A 17,488-nucleotide genomic window follows, 5' to 3' on the forward strand; every position below is an offset into this window, starting at 1 on the left:
AAACAGTCGTTACACCTACAAGTCAGTGTAGCAACATAGTTGTTTGCGATCTCGTGAACTTAATCACTGTACAGCTTCAATTAGATTCATATACCAAAACGCTTGATTCAGTTAATTTCGCTAGTTCTCATTCAATCACTTCAACTTCACAACCGAAGTCGTGTCGTTTCCGCTCTTGTATGAGTATGAACAAATTATTTCAACTCAAATATATTCTGTTAATGATTTAATGCATCCTCGTCGGACTGCATTACTGTGATAAATCACAGAGGTTAATAACAATGCCGCGCATTATACGCCGCTTTCTTACTAAGCTCTATAAGCTATCAAACCGTTTGCTTATTACGTATTCGAACGAATACGTGGTGGAGACTAGGAGAGTCGAACTCCTGACCTCCTGCGTGCAAAGCAGGCGCTCTACCAACTAAGCTAAGTCCCCAGCTTATCAATAAGTCAATGTTCTGATTTTCTGTTTTCTGGCAGATGGTGGGTCTGACAAGACTTGAACTTGTGACCCCACGCTTATCAAGCGTGTGCTCTAACCAACTGAGCTACAGACCCTCAGATACATCGTCATGAAGAACAACTTGTTGTGGATTCTTACCAATCGTCAATCTTTCGTTAAGGAGGTGATCCAGCCGCAGGTTCCCCTACGGCTACCTTGTTACGACTTCACCCCAGTCATCGGCCACACCGTGGTAAGCGTCCTCCCTAAGGTTAGACTACCTACTTCTGGTGCAACAAACTCCCATGGTGTGACGGGCGGTGTGTACAAGGCCCGGGAACGTATTCACCGCGGCATTCTGATCCGCGATTACTAGCGATTCCGACTTCACGCAGTCGAGTTGCAGACTGCGATCCGGACTACGATCGGCTTTTTGAGATTAGCATCTGCTCGCGCAGTAGCAACCCTTTGTACCGACCATTGTAGCACGTGTGTAGCCCTGGCCGTAAGGGCCATGATGACTTGACGTCGTCCCCGCCTTCCTCCAGTTTGTCACTGGCAGTATCCTTAAAGTTCCCACCCGAAGTGCTGGCAAATAAGGAAAAGGGTTGCGCTCGTTGCGGGACTTAACCCAACATCTCACGACACGAGCTGACGACAGCCATGCAGCACCTGTATCAGAGTTCCCGAAGGCACCAATCCATCTCTGGAAAGTTCTCTGTATGTCAAGGCCAGGTAAGGTTCTTCGCGTTGCATCGAATTAAACCACATGCTCCACCGCTTGTGCGGGCCCCCGTCAATTCATTTGAGTTTTAGTCTTGCGACCGTACTCCCCAGGCGGTCTACTTATCGCGTTAGCTGCGCCACTAAAGCCTCAAGGGCCCCAACGGCTAGTAGACATCGTTTACGGCATGGACTACCAGGGTATCTAATCCTGTTTGCTCCCCATGCTTTCGCACCTCAGTGTCAGTATTAGGCCAGATGGCTGCCTTCGCCATCGGTATTCCTCCAGATCTCTACGCATTTCACCGCTACACCTGGAATTCTACCATCCTCTCCCATACTCTAGCTAACCAGTATCGAATGCAATTCCCAAGTTAAGCTCGGGGATTTCACATTTGACTTAATTAGCCACCTACGCGCGCTTTACGCCCAGTAAATCCGATTAACGCTTGCACCCTCTGTATTACCGCGGCTGCTGGCACAGAGTTAGCCGGTGCTTATTCTGCGAGTAACGTCCACTTATCCCAGGTATTAACCAGGTAAGCCTCCTCCTCGCTTAAAGTGCTTTACAACCAAAAGGCCTTCTTCACACACGCGGCATGGCTGGATCAGGGTTGCCCCCATTGTCCAATATTCCCCACTGCTGCCTCCCGTAGGAGTCTGGGCCGTGTCTCAGTCCCAGTGTGGCGGATCATCCTCTCAGACCCGCTACAGATCGTCGCCTTGGTAGGCCTTTACCCCACCAACTAGCTAATCCGACTTAGGCTCATCTATTAGCGCAAGGTCCGAAGATCCCCTGCTTTCTCCCGTAGGACGTATGCGGTATTAGCGTCCCTTTCGGAACGTTGTCCCCCACTAATAGGCAGATTCCTAAGCATTACTCACCCGTCCGCCGCTAGGAATCAGGTGCAAGCACCCTATCCCCGCTCGACTTGCATGTGTTAAGCCTGCCGCCAGCGTTCAATCTGAGCCATGATCAAACTCTTCAGTTAAAATCATTTCGAGTTTTATAAGTAAAACTCTTAAACTTGGCTCATCAATTTTCTGACAAATATTTCTCAAATAAACTTCGAGTAATTTCTACCATTCAATCAATGAAAATAATTTCGATCGATCAACCAGTAAAAATCCACACAAGTTGTTCTTCATAATCTCTTAATGATCTTCTCACTACTTCGTCAGTAGCAAGCTAGGTCGGCTATATTACTCTCTATCTCTAGAAAGTCAACCAGTAATGAAAATTATTTTTAAACTTCCTTTCTAAAACCTAACTCAACCATTTTATGCTAAGTTACTGTTTTATCAGAAGTTTTAATCTTCATCACCGCCGATGGATGTGCATTATAGACCAATCCCAAGCAAGCGCAACCCCTATTTTTAAGAAAATACTTCAGTTGATTATTATTTCTACAAAATGGCCCCATATGCATATTCTTTAATCTAAAAACCCTATTTTTAGATATCTTTTTACTATTTCCATTTTTTAATTTAAAAAACAGGGGCTATTTCGTTTCAGCTTAATAAAGTGCAATTTAGTTTTTTATTCCTATAACTACTCTTGCTTAAAATATTCTTCCAACTCACTCGAATAAATATTTTTCTTATTTTCACAATCCCTATGGACCCCCCAATAAATGCGACTCACCCATAAAAAGATCTAGGTACATTTAGCTCGACTTATTAAAAACATAATTCTGGAATGAAGAATGAAGAATGAAGAATGAAGAATGAAGAATGAAGAATGAAGAATGAAGAATGAAGAATGAACTTAACCAATAACCAGTTTCTAATCTATTTTTTATTTTGATTGATAAATTTAGTTCGTACTTAAATTTTAGACATAAAAAAACCGCCTAATGCGGTATCCATATAATTAATCATTTTTATAGATGGTCGGAGCAGTAGGATTCGAACCTACGACCCCCTGGTCCCAAACCAGGTGCACTACCAGGCTGTGCTATGCTCCGATGTTCAACTCAAAAAAGTTGGGGTGAATGATGGGATTCGAACCCACGACAACCGGAATCACAATCCGGGGCTCTACCAACTGAGCTACATCCACCATCACGGTGTCTTCATTATTTAGACATAAAAAAACCGCTTGACGCGGTATTATTAATCCTAACCACCATGAAGAAGATGGTCGGAGCAGTAGGATTCGAACCTACGACCCCCTGGTCCCAAACCAGGTGCACTACCAGGCTGTGCTATGCTCCGATGTTCAACTCAAAGAGTTGGGGTGAATGATGGGATTCGAACCCACGACAACCGGAATCACAATCCGGGGCTCTACCAACTGAGCTACATCCACCATTGCCTTGGTTCTTAAATATCAAGCCACCAAAAATGGCGCGCCTGACAGGATTCGAACCTGTGACCATCCGCTTAGAAGGCGGATGCTCTATCCAACTGAGCTACAAGCGCTTTACTGATGATTTTCACCATCCGCCTTGAAGAATTGGTCGGAGCAGTAGGATTCGAACCTACGACCCCCTGGTCCCAAACCAGGTGCACTACCAGGCTGTGCTATGCTCCGATTCATCTCAGCTTTCGTATCAAGCTTATCGCTTGGTACGGTGTGCATTCTAGGCGTGACGCCATAAGACGTCAACACCTATATTTAAAAAAAATCAAAAAAACACTTCAAGCGTTTATTTATCAAGCATTTCAGACATTTTTTATACAAAATCTTAGCGTTTCAAACTAGCACTAAAATCCAGCATACGATCTAAAGGTAATTTAGCTCGCTGAGCTAAGGCAGGCTCAACATGAATCTCCTGATCACGATGTTGCAGAACATGCAAAATTCCCTCAAGTTCATTCATGGCCATCCAAGGACAGTGTGCACATGAACGACAGGTTGCTCCTTCTCCAGCGGTTGGAGCTTCAATCAGAATCTTATCTGGTACAGCCTGCTGCATTTTATAGAAAATACCGCGATCCGTTGCCACGATCAAACGCTGATGTGGCAAGGTTTGAGCTGCTTTGATTAACTGAGAAGTACTTCCAACTACATCAGCAATTTCTACCACAGACATCGGTGATTCTGGATGAACCAGCACTGCCGCATCAGGATATAAGGCTTTCATATTGGCAATTCCGCGCGAACGGAATTCTTCATGAACAATACAAGCACCATCCCAAAGCAGCATGTCAGCACCAGTTTTATTCTGAATATAACGCCCCAGATGCTGATCCGGTGCCCAGATAATTTTCTCGCCCAAACTATCGAGGTGTTCAATAATCTCAACTGCACAACTTGAAGTCACGACCCAGTCAGCGCGGGCTTTAACCGCAGCCGAAGTATTGGCATAAACGACTACAGTATGATCAGGATGCGCATCACAGAATTTGGTAAATTCCTCTACCGGACAGCCCAAATCCAGTGAACAGGTTGCTTCAAGAGTTGGCATAAGGACGGTTTTTTCTGGTGAAAGTATTTTTGAGGTTTCACCCATGAACTTAACCCCGGCCACCACCAAGGTCGACGCAGGATGGTCACGCCCAAAACGTGCCATTTCCAATGAATCGGAGACACAGCCACCAGTCAGTTCCGCTAGTTCTTGTACTTCAGGATCACAATAATAATGCGCAACTAGCACTGCATTCTGCTTTTCCAGTTCAGCTTGAATCTGTGCGAATTTTTCCTGTTTGGCCTGTGCACTGATCTGATGCTCTTTGGGTTCTCCTAAACGATCTAAATGCGCCTGTACAATCGATTTGGCTTCATTGGCTATTAATTTGGTCGCATCATTCATAACAACTCTTACTCTACCCTCATGGCTCATTATTCAACGAACCTTTCACCCTACATCCCGGCCATCTCCAGCAAAATGCTTTTTGACCAGTCATTAAAAATCATAAGATATAAAAAAAGCCCCACAACGGAGGCTTAAGAAACAATCTGAATTATGAACGATAATCAGCATTGATCTTCACATAATCATAGGACAGGTCACAGGTATAGACTGTATCTTTTGCTTCACCCCGTCCAAGATCAACACGAATCGTCATTTCAGCTTGTGCCATCACACGTGCACCTGCCTCTTCGGTATAATCTGCTGCTGCACCACCATCCTTGCAGATTTGTACATCATCTAACCAAACCTGAATTTTTGCAACGTCTAAATTCGCCACACCTGCATAACCGATTGCAGCCAGAATACGCCCCCAGTTTGGATCAGAAGCAAAGATCGCAGTTTTCACCAATGGAGAATGCGCAATGCTATAGGCCACGTCACAGCATTCCTGAGTATTGGCGCCGCCTTCTACGGCCACAGTAATAAATTTAGTTGCACCTTCACCATCACGCACAATAAGTTGTGCAAGACGCTTCATGGTACGCATCAATACTTCAAGCACAGCTGCATAACGAGGATCTTCAACTGATGAAATTTCTGCTCCACCGGCCTGACCTGTAGCAATAAAAATGCAAGAGTCATTGGTTGAGGTATCCCCATCAATGGTAATACGGTTGAATGACTGATTCACTGTCTCGGATAAAAGCTGTTGAACCAGTTCACGGCTGATTGGCACATCAGTCGCCACATAGCCCAGCATAGTGGCCATATTTGGACGAATCATGCCGGCGCCTTTGGAAATCCCGGTCATGGTATAGGTGATACCATCCAGCTCAAACTGTTCAGATGCACCTTTTGGTGTAGTGTCTGTGGTCATGATGCCGGTTGCCGCATCGATCCAGGCATCATCACGCAATGACTCTAATGCAGGCTGCAAACCATTCAGAAGACGTTCCATTGGTAATTGTTCGCCAATCACCCCTGTTGAAAATGGCAATACTTCTTCAGCTTTCACGCCTGCAAGTTCAGCCAGTTTGGCACAAGTGGCTTCAGCATTTGCCATACCTGTAGCACCTGTACCCGCATTGGCATTTCCGGTATTAATCACTAAATAACGTGGATTACCTACCGCCAGATGTGCTTTAGAAACATGTACAGGGGCAGCACAAAAAGCATTCTGGGTAAATACACCTGCAACATTGGAGCCTTCAGCCAGTTCAAATATCACCAGGTCACGTCGGTTCTGATAGCGTACATACGCTTCTGCCGAACCAATTCTCACCCCTTTTACCACATGCATCTGTGGCATAGATACGTCACCAACTGCCATTTTTAAATGTCCAATATTGAAGTTTCAGAAAAATACAGCTTAGTTGATCTTCATTAAAAAATCGAGCCAAAGCCAGATGAACACTCACTTTTCTTATGGTTTTTCACAATAAAAAACCAGTCATAGTGACTGGTTTTATTAAACTGGATCAAACTTAGTTTTTAGCCAGCTGGGTTGATTCACTCAATAAAGCCTGTTTCGCCTGTTGCTGACTTGCCGCAGAAAGCGCAGGGTTAGAAGCAACAATACGGTCTGCATTGGCTGCATTAGCTGCTGCAATCGCTGCAGTCTGCAAAACGATTGGACGGTTTGAATTATTAAAGGTATAGCGAATGCCGGTACGCGGACTTGCAATGGTCACCTGACCATCTGTACCCGTCTGAACCTGAGCCGTAGTTGGACCAATGGCCTGCTGAACTTTAGCAGGTGTCGTTGTTGCTGTTTCTGCAAAACTTAAAGCCGGGATTGCCAAAGCAGCAACCATCATCGTTTTTAATACTTTTGTCATTGTTTCTTCCACTTTGCGGTGTTCAATCTGCCATTAAATACCATTTAATCCAGTGCAGTGCAAACAGTATTCACCAGTTGAAAAGTCCATATACATAAAAGATCAGGGCCATTTGGCCCTGATCTTTTTATAGTTTAGAAACTTAGCAGAAATTAGATCTTGCCATGACACTGTTTGTATTTCAGACCTGAACCACATGGACAAGGTGCATTACGGCTTGCCGGTGCTTCAAAGACTGGTGCAACCGGATTGGCCTGCGCATTTTGTTCAGTGGTGATTTCATCTTCTTCAGCCAGTAAGCCATCAAATTCCTGATGAGATAACTGCAAACGCATCGCTTCAGCCTGTGCCTGCTGCTGTGCTTCCATTTCAGCCAGCTCTTCAGGAGTTGGTACATGGATACGTGACAAATCAGTAATGACGTCAGACTTAATCACGCCCAGCATGTTTACAAACAGGTTGTAGGCTTCTTTTTTGTATTCCTGCTCTGGATTTTTCTGTGCATAACCACGTAAATGAATCCCTTGACGCAGGTAATCCATCGCAGCCAGATGCTCTTTCCAGTGACGGTCCAGAGAGTTCAGCATGAAATGACGTTCAAGTGATGCTGCAGATTCAGCACCCATTTGTTCACGACGTGAACGGTAACGATTTACCACTTCTTCAGTAATTCGCTCAACCAGTGCTTCTTCATCTAAACGACGATCCTGCTCTAACCATTGTGCAACTGGCAGATCAATCGACAAGTCTTCACGTAGTGCAAGTTCCAGACCTTCAATATCCCACTGATCATGAATTGATTCAGGCGGAATATAGTTGGCGATCATACCCTGCATCACTTCACGGATCATCTCTTCGATATAATCCTGCAATGAACTTTCAGCCAGAATCTCATCACGCTGACTATAGATGATCTTACGCTGTTCGTTATTCACGTCATCGTATTTCAACAGGTTCTTACGAATGTCGAAGTTACGTGCTTCTACTTTGCGTTGTGCATTTTCGATTGAGCGTGACACCATTTTGTGTTCAATCGCTTCATCTTCTTTTAAGCCCATTGCACGCATCATGGCAACCACACGGTCACCCGCAAAGATACGCATCAAGTCATCTTCAAGAGACAGGTAGAAACGCGATACACCCGGGTCACCCTGACGGCCCGCACGACCACGCAACTGGTTATCGATACGGCGAGATTCATGACGCTCAGAACCGATAATATGCAAACCACCAGAAGCAAGAACTGCTTCATGATTCGCTTCCCATTCTGCTTTCAGGCGTGCTTCATCTTCAGGGGTTGGGTTTTCAATTTTGGCCAGTAGCGCTTTCCAGTTACCACCCAGCAAAATATCGGTACCACGACCGGCCATGTTGGTCGCAATCGTTACGGCACGCGGTGCACCTGCTTGGGCAATAATATCTGCTTCACGCTCATGCTGTTTGGCATTCAGGACTTCATGTTCAATACCAGCTTCTTTAAGCTTGTCAGAAAGAATTTCCGACGCTTCAATAGTGGCCGTACCAATTAGGATTGGCGCAACACCAGCTTCATGAACACGCTGGATTTCCTGAATAATCGCGTTGTATTTGCCTTCACGATTCAGGTAGATCAAATCGTTCTGGTCATTACGGATCATTGGACGGTGGGTTGGAATGATTACCACATCCAGACCGTAAATTTCTTTCATTTCCGCAGCTTCAGTATCTGCAGTACCGGTCATACCGGATAATTTTTTATACAGACGGAAATAGTTCTGGAATGTAGTAGTTGCAAGGGTCTGGTTTTCCGGCTGGATTTCCAGACCTTCTTTTGCTTCAACTGCCTGGTGCAGACCTTCAGACCAGCGACGACCTGGCATGGTACGACCGGTGTTCTCATCGACGATGATCACTTCACCTTCATGGATGATGTAATGCACGTTACGTTGATACAGATAGTGCGCACGAATCGCAGCAGTCACATGATGCAGCAAATTCAAATTAGAAGCTGAATACAGGCTTTCACCTTCAGCCAGCAAGCCCATTGCAATCAATTCACTTTCAATGGTTTCAAAACCGGTTTCAGTAATTTCAACAGAACGCTGTTTTTCATCAATCCAGAAATGACCGCCATCCGGTACTTTTTCTTCTTTCTGTGCTTTTAACTTCGGTGGAATGCTGTTGATCGCTGCATAAAGCTGGGAGGAGTCTTCACTTTGACCAGAGATAATCAGTGGTGTACGCGCTTCATCGATCAGGATCGAATCGACCTCATCGATAATAGCATAGGTCAGACCACGCTGTTTTTTCTCAGCCAGCGAGAACACCATGTTGTCACGAAGATAATCGAAACCGAATTCGTTATTGGTACCGTAAGTGATATCTGCTTTATAGGCTTCAGATTTTTCTATCGGATTCTGCATGGAATAGATAATCCCAATGCTTAAACCCAAGAATTCGAACAATGGACGGTTTAACTCAGCATCACGTTGTGCCAAATAGTCATTCACCGTGATGACATGGACACCCTGTCCGCTCAAAGCATTGAGATAACAGGCCAGCGTCCCCATCAGGGTTTTACCTTCACCGGTACGCATCTCGGCAATCTTGCCTTCATGCAGGGTAATACCACCAATCAACTGTACGTCGTAGTGACGCATTCCCATGACACGTTTTGCAGCTTCACGACAGACTGCGAATGCTTCAGGAAGTAACTTATCTAGGCTTTCACCCTTATTATATCGTTGTTTGAATTCTTCAGTTTTTGCAGATAAGTCTGCATCGCTTAGGGCTGATATCGTCGGCTCGAGCGCATTAATCTTGTCTACGATTTTACGCATGCGTTTGAGTTCGCGCTCATTTTTGGTACCGAAGATTCCTCCGATCAGACTTGCCAACATGAATAGACTCTCTAAATCTTGCTTGTCAAATAAATATGTTCTTAGTCGTTATTATGGTGCTAGAAATTTGAACTACAAGGGTTTTGCCAGAAAACCAATGAAAAAACTCATCCTTCGTCCTAGCCCTGAGACCTAAGGCAAAGTAATGTAGCAAATTTTACCCATGCAATATAGTTAATTAGACGACTGATTTGTCTGATTCTGAATCAACAGCCTATTTCTTTATTCGGTTTATTCATAAGAAATTCTAAAAACACTATTTTTAATCATAAAAAAATTGGTTCATATTTATTCTCATCGACACATTACAAGATCAATTGAGGCAAGAAAATGAGTTTACGTTTAGGCGATACCGCACCGAATTTTGAACAGCAATCTAGCGAAGGCTTAATTAACTTTTATGACTTTCTAGGTGATAGCTGGGGCATTTTATTTTCACATCCAGCAGATTACACCCCCGTGTGCACGACTGAACTGGGCTTTACCGCAAAGCTGAAAGATGAGTTTACAAAGCGTGGCGTGAAAGCGATTGCGCTTTCTGTTGATGATGTTGAATCGCACCATGGCTGGATCAAAGACATTAATGAAACTCAAGGTACCACCGTTAACTTCCCGATCATCGCGGATCAGGATCGTAAAGTCTCTACGCTGTATGATTTCATTCACCCAAATGCCAGCGAAACTTTAACTGTACGCTCTCTGGTAATCATTGATCCAAACAAAAAAGTGCGTCTGATCATTACCTACCCTGCATCAACAGGGCGTAACTTCCATGAAGTATTACGTGTAGTTGATTCTCTTCAGTTAACCGACAACCATAAAGTCGCAACCCCGGCTAACTGGCAACATGGCGATGATGTAGTGATTGTGCCTTCATTAAAAGATGAGGAAGAAATCAAACAACGCTTCCCTAAAGGTTATAAAGCAGTAACTCCTTATTTACGTCTTACGCCACAGCCTGAGCGAGGATAAGCGAAGCACTGCTTCGCCCGAGCGCAAGAGCCATAGCTATGCTATGGCTGGTAAGGAATTAAAAGGACTCCTTTTTAATTTTGAGCAAGGCAAGCATAGCGCGCAGTTTCCATAGTACTGCCCTTGCGCAAGACGAGAAGCTATACTTTGACTGATAACACCGAAAGCGCTGCTTTAGTTTTTCGCAAGACAAACAAAGCGCGTAGTATTGGATAAGCGAAACACTGCTCCGCCCTGAGGAATATATTCCGCAAGAAGACCCATGGCTATGCCGTGAGTACAAGAGGATAAGCTAACTGCTGTTCTATCCTTTTTGAATATTAAAAAACTGCAATCAACTCTCCACCATGAAAATGATAGCCATCAACCCTCATTTTCATGTTTTGTTTGATACCCACCGACGAGCCGGGTTTTCGAACTTTTCCCATCAAGCCTGTCTTCGGACAGGCTTTTTTTTGAAAAAGCCGATATGCTGTTGAAGAGAATGATTAAAAAGGTGAGTTAGGTTGCAATGAAAAATAATTATGTACTTCTTCTGGTTTCTACGCTTGTTTTATCTGGCTGTACTCCAGCGCTGCCTGAACAGGAACGCCCAATGCATTGGGGACAGGAACTGCATGAAGAACATAATTTTTATCAGATTAGCAATGAACTTTACCGAAGTGAACAGCCAAGCGATGAACTGACGCCCTTATTAAAACAATATGCCATTAATGTGGTGATCAACCTGCGTTCACGCGATAAAGATACGGATATTTTGTCAAATGAAGACCTCAAGCTTAAACATGTTCCCATTCATACCTGGGCTATGAATCGCGAGGATTTACTGAATGTGATGCAGTTAATCCAGCAGGCACGACAAAATAATGAAAAAATACTTTTACACTGTTATCACGGTTCAGACCGTACCGGTGCCAGTGTGGCCATGTACCGGATTATTTTTCAGAACTGGCACATTGAAGATGCAGTACAGGAAATGAAGCATGGTGGTTATGGCTTTCATTCCATTTGGCGCAATATTGAAAAATTATTTACCCCTGAAAATGTAAAATGGATTCGCGAGCAACTCACGAATCCATCTACAGAAACTTCGGTTAAGTAAGAAAATTAACGCTTATCTAGCGGCACCCAATCATTCACCCAAGCTGATTTCATATTCAGGCTGGCATCAGACGCGATTTTCTTACGCAGTGCATCTGCTGTTTCACGGTCTTTGGATGGACCCACCATGATACGCACACCTTTAGATGTCTGGCTCTTGGTGACCTTGTAGCCTTTGGCCCGCAGTTTGGCCGCAATGGCATCAGCATTGGCTTCATTGGCAGCCAATGCCACCTGCACCATCCACTGTTTATCACTTTCACCTTCAAGAAGTTTACGGGCTTTTTCAGCTTCAGCCTTTTTCTTGGCCTCTTCTGCTTTATGTTTCTCTTCAGCTTTGCGCTTTTCTTCTGCCTTACGTTTTTCTTCAGCAGCTTTATGCTCAGCTTCTTTTTTCTTTTCAGCCGCTTTATGCTCTTCCTCGGCCTTACGTTTTGCTTCAGCTGCCTTATGCGCTTCTTCAGCTTTACGTTTCTCTTCTAGCTTACGTTTTTCTTCTGCAGCCTTCTGCTCTGCCTGTTTCTTGGCAGTATCAGCTGAAGTTTGGGCTTTTTGCTGCTCAAGCTTCTGCTGTTCTAACTTTTTTTGTGCAGCAGTCTTGTCTTCAGCCAGACGTTTTTGCTTCGTCTGTTCATCTTCTGCCAGCTCAGGCGGAATATTGTCTGAACTTTGCTGTCCCATACGATGGGCATTCAAAGCGGCATATTCTTCAGCCGCACGACGTGCCGCATCTGCCTCAGCCTGCTGTTGCATGGCTAAAAATTCAGCTGCACGGGCTTCCTGTTCAGCCACTGCTTTTTCGCGGTCACGACGCTGCTGTTCCAGCAGACGTTTTTCTGTTTCCACATCAACTGTTAAAGAACCTAATGAATTATTGACTGTATCTTTTGATTCTACTTCTGCAGCCAATGCCGGGTTTTGCTGACGATCCTGATGAATTTCATTTTGGCCTTTCAGGAGTAATGCTGCCAATAAAACACCACCACCTAGTAAAACAACGCCACCCATCCAGCGTTGTTTGTTATTCATTGACATTCTTCCAAATACTCCCATACCGCTTCTAAGGTATGAAATGATCCACATACCAAAATCAGCTGATTATTCTCTGTTTCATCCAGCGCTGATTTAAAAGCTAATTTTACATTGTCAAATTGTTCTATCAATTCACCTTGCAATGCATCAGTCAAAAGTGTGACCTCTGCCGCACGTGGCACAGATAATGGTGCAATTTTCCACAAATGAACAGTGTCTTTCAACAACTTGACGACAGAATTTATATCTTTATCTGCCAGCATGGAAAATACACAAATGACTTCTTTGTATTTCTTGTTGTAATTTAAATAATTGCGTAATTGTTTTAACAGGAACTCTACCCCATGCGGGTTATGTCCGGCATCAAAAATTACGGTCTTATTCTGAATTTCTCGGACTTCAAAACGACCCGGCAATTTAGCTGCCTGAACTCCTTCCGCAATCGCTGTCTGGTTGACTTCCAGACCACTCAGCAAGATCGCTGCAACCGCTGTCGAAATATTATCCAGCGCCAGTGAACCTGTCGGCAATTTTAAAGTCGTACCCGACGATGCAAAAGCCCAGGTTTTGCCATCTTCAAAGGCTTCATAGAAATAATCACGGTTGATAGCATACAACGGCGCATTGCATTCAGCAGCTTTATCCAGAATGGCTTGCGGAATATCTTGCTGACCGCCAAAAATCACGGGAATATTCGGACGGATAATACCAGCTTTTTCAAAAGCAATTTTTTCAATGGTATCACCGAGCCAGTCGGTATGATCCAGTCCGATATTGGTGATGACCGCAACATCCGGATTAACCACGTTGACCACATCCAGACGACCGCCCAATCCGACTTCCAGCACCCACACATCACACAGTTCATGTTTAAAAATCACAAATGCAGCAAGTGTGGTCGCTTCAAAGAATGACAGGCTTAAATCGCATTCGCGACGTGCCCGATCGACTTCAACAAACGCATCAATCAGTAACTGATCTTCGACTTCAACCCCGCGTAATTTCACCCGTTCATTGAAGCGATATACATGAGGAGACTGATACAGTCCGACTTTAAATCCCTGAGCATTAAGAATGGCAGCCAGAGTCGTGGTCGTTGAACCTTTACCATTGGTTCCGGCAACCGTCAGGACTTTAGCCTCCGGATTGATCACCCCCAGCTTTTCAGCCACAGGAATGACACGTTCCAGACCTAAATCAATCCCCGTAACGTGAACATGGCTCCAATAATCGAGCCATGTATCAAGTGAATCAGTTGCTAATGGTGCTGTGTTCAAGGCAGGTTCATCAATTTCGTGATAATACGATAAACTGTATCACGTAATGCATGACGGTGAACAATCTGATCGATTACACCATGATCAAGCAAATATTCAGCGCGCTGGAACGGTTCGTCCAGTTTTTCACGTACAGTTTGTTCGATGACACGTTTACCCGCGAAGCCGATCATCGCTTTTGGTTCAGCCAGATGCACATCACCCAGCATGGCTAAAGATGCAGTTACACCGCCGTAGACTGGGTGGGTCAATACCACCACATAAGGCAGACCTGCTTCTTTCAAACGCTGAATCGCTGCTGAAGTACGTGCCATTTGCATCAAAGACAGCATGCCTTCCTGCATACGCGCGCCACCAGAAGCTGCAAAACAGATCAAAGGCTGATGTGTTTCAATCGCACGCTCTGCTGCCTGCACAAAACGGTCACCCACTACGGTACCCATAGAGCCGCCCATGAAGTCGAATTCAAATGCGGTTGCAATCATTGGCACGCCTTTCAGCAGACCTTGCATCACAATCAGTGCTTCAGTTTCACCTGTTTTCTTTTGCGCTTCCGACATACGCTCTGGATAAGCTTTGCTGTCGACAAATTTCAGTGGATCTTTAGCAGTAAATTCCTGACCCATTTCAGTCTGTACCTGATCAAAGAACCAGTTCAGACGGTCACGTGCTTTCATTTTCAGATGTTCATCGCATTGTGGACAAACATAAGCATTAAATGACATTGCAGTACGTGTCACCAAAGCATGACATTCAGGGCACTCAATTGTTGGCTCTGTGAATGTCGCTTTTAGGGTGGTTTGCTCATCAGGTACATGAATGCCCGGAACAATACGCTCCGTCCATGGGGTCGATGGGCTCAGAATTTTGCCTGATTTCACTTGTTGACTCATACTATAACTCATCGAGCGCTGCTCGAAGCTCCTTGACTTTATTCACCGTTGCTTCAACGGCTTGTTCTGGCGCGAGGGTTGCAAACTGTTTCACAAACGCACTTCCCACAATAACTGCATCGGCAGCAACACCCATCGCTTTCGCAGATGCAGCATCACTGATACCAAAACCAACGCCTACAGGAACATCTGTCTCTGCCTTAATTTTCTGAATACGTGCAGCTGCTTCAGATACATCTAATGTTGCAGCACCCGTCACACCTTTCAACGACACATAGTAAATAAAGCCACTGGCCTGTTTTACTACATGCTGAATACGCTCATCAGTTGAGGTCGGAGCCAACAGGAAAATCTGATCCATTTCATATTTTTCCAGCACTTGACCCAGATCTTGAGCTTCTTCAGGAGGAAGATCGACCAGAAGCACGCCGTCGACACCGCATTCATAGGCATAAGCCACAAACTTTTCATAGCCAATGACTTCAACCGGATTGAGATAACCCATGAGTACCACTGGTGTTTCGCGGTCTTTCAAGCGAAATTCTTTCACCATGTGCAGTGCATCTAGGGTATTAGTGCCACCGGCCAGCGCGCGTTCAGCAGCCAGAGCAATCACCGGACCATCTGCCATTGGATCTGAGAAAGGAAGACCCAGTTCAATCACGTCGACGCCAGCGTCCACCATCTGGTGCAGCAAAGGTACGGTTACCTCTGGATGCGGGTCACCAGCCATAACATAAGAAACTAAAGCTTTACGCTGTTGAGATTTAAGTTGTCCAAATCGTGTGGCTAAACGTGACATAGGGCTGAGCTTTCCTTAAGGTGTTTCAAACTTGAGACATTGACTATGTAGAAATACAAGACATCGCATTGTAACGCTATTTTTTGTACATTGAACAGTGTGCAACATCGACCTCTGGCATTTCATTTCCTGTGCGAGGATTTCAGAACAACCCGAAGGGATCTATTTACGATTATTTTGATTTTTTTCTCAATGATCAAAGATGCCTAATTTTGGCATTCCCTAAAATGTTGAATATTTAGATAAACTTATTTTTATCATGGAAAAATTAATAAAAATGCAGATGTTAGCGCATTCATTTAAAGTTTTCTGAAATTGCAAAACCTGTTTTATACTAGCCCCATTCTCTTATTTTTTTATCTCCTATGCAGACTGACTCTGAAGGTACAGTGCAGGCACGCGCCATTGCACTGCTGCCGCTTATTGTATTTTTAACCATCTTTTTAGGTAGCGGGATCTATCATTCTTTGATCGGAACTGAATTTGCGTTTTATCAGATTAAAGCACCTGTTGCCGCCCTGCCCGCGATTATCTTGGCTGCATTAGTGTATCGTGGCAAACTCAATCAGGGTATTGAAGAATTTCTTAAAGGTGCCAGCCATCCCAACCTGATCCTGATGTTCATGGTGTTTATGCTGGCCGGTGCTTTTGCCAGTGTTAGCAGTGCCATTGGCAGTGTTGATGCCACCGTACAAATGGGCCTGTCTGTCATTCCTCCAAGCTTTGTGTTACCAATGCTTTTTGTGATCTCGGCATTTATTGCGACGGCGATGGGTACCTCTATGGGAACCATTGCCGCCTGTGCACCGATTGCCTTTGGCTTTGCACAAGTGACCGAGATTCCGGTAGTTTATGCAATTGGCGCCGTGGTCGGTGGAGCGATGTTCGGTGATAACCTGTCCATGATTTCCGACACCACCATTGCCGCAACCAGCAGCCAGAAAGTTCAGTTACGTGACAAATTCAGCGTCAATGTCTGGATTGCTGTGCCGGCTTCCATCGTCACGATTTTGATCTATATCTTCAATGCTGGCAGTTCCAGTCCAGTAGAATACAAGGACTTTAACTGGATCCTGGTCCTGCCTTATATTGCGGTCTTTTTACTGGCTTTTAGCCGCCTGCATGTTCTGGCGGTTTTAACCATCGGTGTCGTGTTATCGGGTTTATTTGGGCTATTTGCAACGCCAGACTTCAATATCCTCAAGCTGAACACTTCCATTTATGACGGCTTTGTCGGCATGTTTGAAGTGGCGTTGTTATCCATGTTCTTGGGTGGCCTGTCTGCGATCATGCAACGTGAAGGTGGCCTACGCTGGCTGATCGAACGCATCTACGTGCTGACTCGCTTATTTAAAGTGGGCCGTCAACGTGCCGGTGAAATCGGGATCAGTTTCTTGGTCGTATTTTCCAACCTGTTTGTGGCAAATAATACTGTCGCGATTATTCTGGCCGGGGACATGGCCCGTGAAGTGGCGAAAGAATACGGGGTTGATCCAAAACGTGCCGCCGCCCTGATGGATATTTTCTCCTGTGTGGTACAGGGCCTGATTCCTTATGGCGCACAATTATTACTGGCCTGTTCAATTGCCAAACTTTCTCCTGTCGAGCTAATCGGAGGCGTGTATTATTGCTGGATTCTGGCAATATTTGCAGTGATCGCAATTACTTTCCGGTACCCTAAATTAAAAACAGCTTAAATTAAGTCATAAGATAAAGCGGCCAATGA

At 44.8% G+C, this 17,488-nt stretch carries 11 protein-coding genes, 8 tRNA genes and 1 rRNA gene; 3 read left to right on the forward strand and 17 right to left on the reverse strand.

The annotated features are described in order from the left end of the window. Positions 1 to 363: 363 nt before the first annotated feature. From AC4MCC_RS11750 to secA, 13 genes are all read right to left on the reverse strand, one after another. A tRNA-Ala gene (locus tag AC4MCC_RS11750) sits at positions 364 to 439 on the reverse strand. Positions 440 to 484: 45 nt separating this feature from the next. Beyond that, positions 485 to 561, reverse strand: a tRNA-Ile gene (locus AC4MCC_RS11755). Between the two features lie 61 nt (positions 562 to 622). Further along, a 16S ribosomal RNA gene (locus tag AC4MCC_RS11760) occupies positions 623 to 2,160 on the reverse strand. Between the two features lie 898 nt (positions 2,161 to 3,058). Continuing rightward, positions 3,059 to 3,135: transfer RNA gene (locus AC4MCC_RS11765), tRNA-Pro, on the reverse strand. Positions 3,136 to 3,154: 19 nt separating this feature from the next. Beyond that, positions 3,155 to 3,230, reverse strand: a tRNA-His gene (locus AC4MCC_RS11770). A 78-nt stretch (positions 3,231 to 3,308) separates the two neighbouring features. Beyond that, positions 3,309 to 3,385, reverse strand: a tRNA-Pro gene (locus AC4MCC_RS11775). An 18-nt stretch (positions 3,386 to 3,403) separates the two neighbouring features. After that, positions 3,404 to 3,479: transfer RNA gene (locus tag AC4MCC_RS11780), tRNA-His, on the reverse strand. Positions 3,480 to 3,515: 36 nt separating this feature from the next. Further along, positions 3,516 to 3,592: transfer RNA gene (locus tag AC4MCC_RS11785), tRNA-Arg, on the reverse strand. 35 nt (positions 3,593 to 3,627) lie between these two features. Continuing rightward, positions 3,628 to 3,704, reverse strand: a tRNA-Pro gene (locus AC4MCC_RS11790). A gap of 154 nt (positions 3,705 to 3,858) precedes the next feature. After that, on the reverse strand, positions 3,859 to 4,926 hold the full coding sequence (gene nadA, locus AC4MCC_RS11795) for a quinolinate synthase NadA (RefSeq protein WP_491876157.1): 1,068 nt from the start codon (positions 4,924 to 4,926) through the stop codon (positions 3,859 to 3,861). Positions 4,927 to 5,077: 151 nt separating this feature from the next. Then, positions 5,078 to 6,298, reverse strand: a complete 1,221-nt coding sequence (argJ, locus tag AC4MCC_RS11800; protein WP_419374845.1) for a bifunctional glutamate N-acetyltransferase/amino-acid acetyltransferase ArgJ — start codon at positions 6,296 to 6,298, stop codon at positions 5,078 to 5,080. Between the two features lie 154 nt (positions 6,299 to 6,452). Continuing rightward, positions 6,453 to 6,806: a hypothetical protein gene (locus tag AC4MCC_RS11805; RefSeq protein ID WP_180048150.1), complete on the reverse strand. Its 354-nt coding sequence runs from the start codon at positions 6,804 to 6,806 to the stop codon at positions 6,453 to 6,455. A gap of 152 nt (positions 6,807 to 6,958) precedes the next feature. Next, the gene (gene secA, locus AC4MCC_RS11810) at positions 6,959 to 9,685 is read right to left on the reverse strand and encodes a preprotein translocase subunit SecA (protein ID WP_180031926.1); all 2,727 of its coding nucleotides are present in this window, start codon (positions 9,683 to 9,685) and stop codon (positions 6,959 to 6,961) included. Between the two features lie 330 nt (positions 9,686 to 10,015). Here secA and AC4MCC_RS11815 point away from each other — a divergent pair, with 330 nt between their 5' ends. Beyond that, a complete protein-coding gene (locus AC4MCC_RS11815; RefSeq protein WP_491885335.1) occupies positions 10,016 to 10,657 on the forward strand; it encodes a peroxiredoxin in 642 nt (213 codons plus the stop codon). A gap of 511 nt (positions 10,658 to 11,168) precedes the next feature. After that, entirely contained in the window at positions 11,169 to 11,759 is a 591-nt protein-coding gene (locus tag AC4MCC_RS11820; RefSeq protein ID WP_491885336.1) for a dual specificity protein phosphatase family protein, read from the forward strand. A 5-nt stretch (positions 11,760 to 11,764) separates the two neighbouring features. Here the strand turns inward: AC4MCC_RS11820 and AC4MCC_RS11825 are convergent, their stop codons facing one another. The 4 genes from AC4MCC_RS11825 to trpA are packed head-to-tail and all read right to left on the reverse strand — an operon-like array spanning position 11,765 to position 15,762. After that, positions 11,765 to 12,793, reverse strand: coding sequence for an SPOR domain-containing protein (locus AC4MCC_RS11825; protein ID WP_491885337.1), 1,029 nt, complete (start codon positions 12,791 to 12,793; stop codon positions 11,765 to 11,767). Further along, positions 12,784 to 14,067: a bifunctional tetrahydrofolate synthase/dihydrofolate synthase gene (gene folC / locus AC4MCC_RS11830; RefSeq protein ID WP_180004366.1), complete on the reverse strand. Its 1,284-nt coding sequence runs from the start codon at positions 14,065 to 14,067 to the stop codon at positions 12,784 to 12,786. The genes AC4MCC_RS11825 and folC overlap by 10 nt, the downstream gene beginning before the upstream one ends. After that, positions 14,064 to 14,960, reverse strand: coding sequence for an acetyl-CoA carboxylase, carboxyltransferase subunit beta (accD, locus tag AC4MCC_RS11835; RefSeq protein WP_034169942.1), 897 nt, complete (start codon positions 14,958 to 14,960; stop codon positions 14,064 to 14,066). Before accD ends, folC begins: the two co-directional genes overlap by 4 nt. 1 nt (position 14,961) lies before the next feature. Next, complete coding sequence (trpA, locus tag AC4MCC_RS11840) at positions 14,962 to 15,762, reverse strand: tryptophan synthase subunit alpha (protein WP_312156835.1); 801 nt, start codon at positions 15,760 to 15,762, stop codon at positions 14,962 to 14,964. 365 nt (positions 15,763 to 16,127) lie between these two features. Between trpA and AC4MCC_RS11845 the strand changes: the two genes are divergently transcribed. Then, the gene (locus AC4MCC_RS11845) at positions 16,128 to 17,459 is read left to right on the forward strand and encodes a Na+/H+ antiporter NhaC family protein (protein WP_491885338.1); all 1,332 of its coding nucleotides are present in this window, start codon (positions 16,128 to 16,130) and stop codon (positions 17,457 to 17,459) included. Positions 17,460 to 17,488 lie beyond the last annotated feature (29 nt).

The organism is Acinetobacter sp. CAU_H_56 (assembly GCF_058599425.1).

What these genes read in the sequence shown, in the direction of transcription:
- nadA (WP_491876157.1), bottom strand. Translation starts at nt 4,926, where the DNA reads ATGAATGATGCGACCAAATTAATAGCCAATGAAGCCAAATCGATTGTA.
- argJ (WP_419374845.1), bottom strand. Translation starts at nt 6,298, where the DNA reads ATGGCAGTTGGTGACGTATCTATGCCACAGATGCATGTGGTAAAAGGG.
- AC4MCC_RS11805 (WP_180048150.1), bottom strand. Translation starts at nt 6,806, where the DNA reads ATGACAAAAGTATTAAAAACGATGATGGTTGCTGCTTTGGCAATCCCG.
- secA (WP_180031926.1), bottom strand. Translation starts at nt 9,685, where the DNA reads ATGTTGGCAAGTCTGATCGGAGGAATCTTCGGTACCAAAAATGAGCGC.
- AC4MCC_RS11815 (WP_491885335.1), top strand. Translation starts at nt 10,016, where the DNA reads ATGAGTTTACGTTTAGGCGATACCGCACCGAATTTTGAACAGCAATCT.
- AC4MCC_RS11820 (WP_491885336.1), top strand. Translation starts at nt 11,169, where the DNA reads ATGAAAAATAATTATGTACTTCTTCTGGTTTCTACGCTTGTTTTATCT.
- AC4MCC_RS11825 (WP_491885337.1), bottom strand. Translation starts at nt 12,793, where the DNA reads ATGTCAATGAATAACAAACAACGCTGGATGGGTGGCGTTGTTTTACTA.
- accD (WP_034169942.1), bottom strand. Translation starts at nt 14,960, where the DNA reads ATGAGTCAACAAGTGAAATCAGGCAAAATTCTGAGCCCATCGACCCCA.
- trpA (WP_312156835.1), bottom strand. Translation starts at nt 15,762, where the DNA reads ATGTCACGTTTAGCCACACGATTTGGACAACTTAAATCTCAACAGCGT.
- AC4MCC_RS11845 (WP_491885338.1), top strand. Translation starts at nt 16,128, where the DNA reads ATGCAGACTGACTCTGAAGGTACAGTGCAGGCACGCGCCATTGCACTG.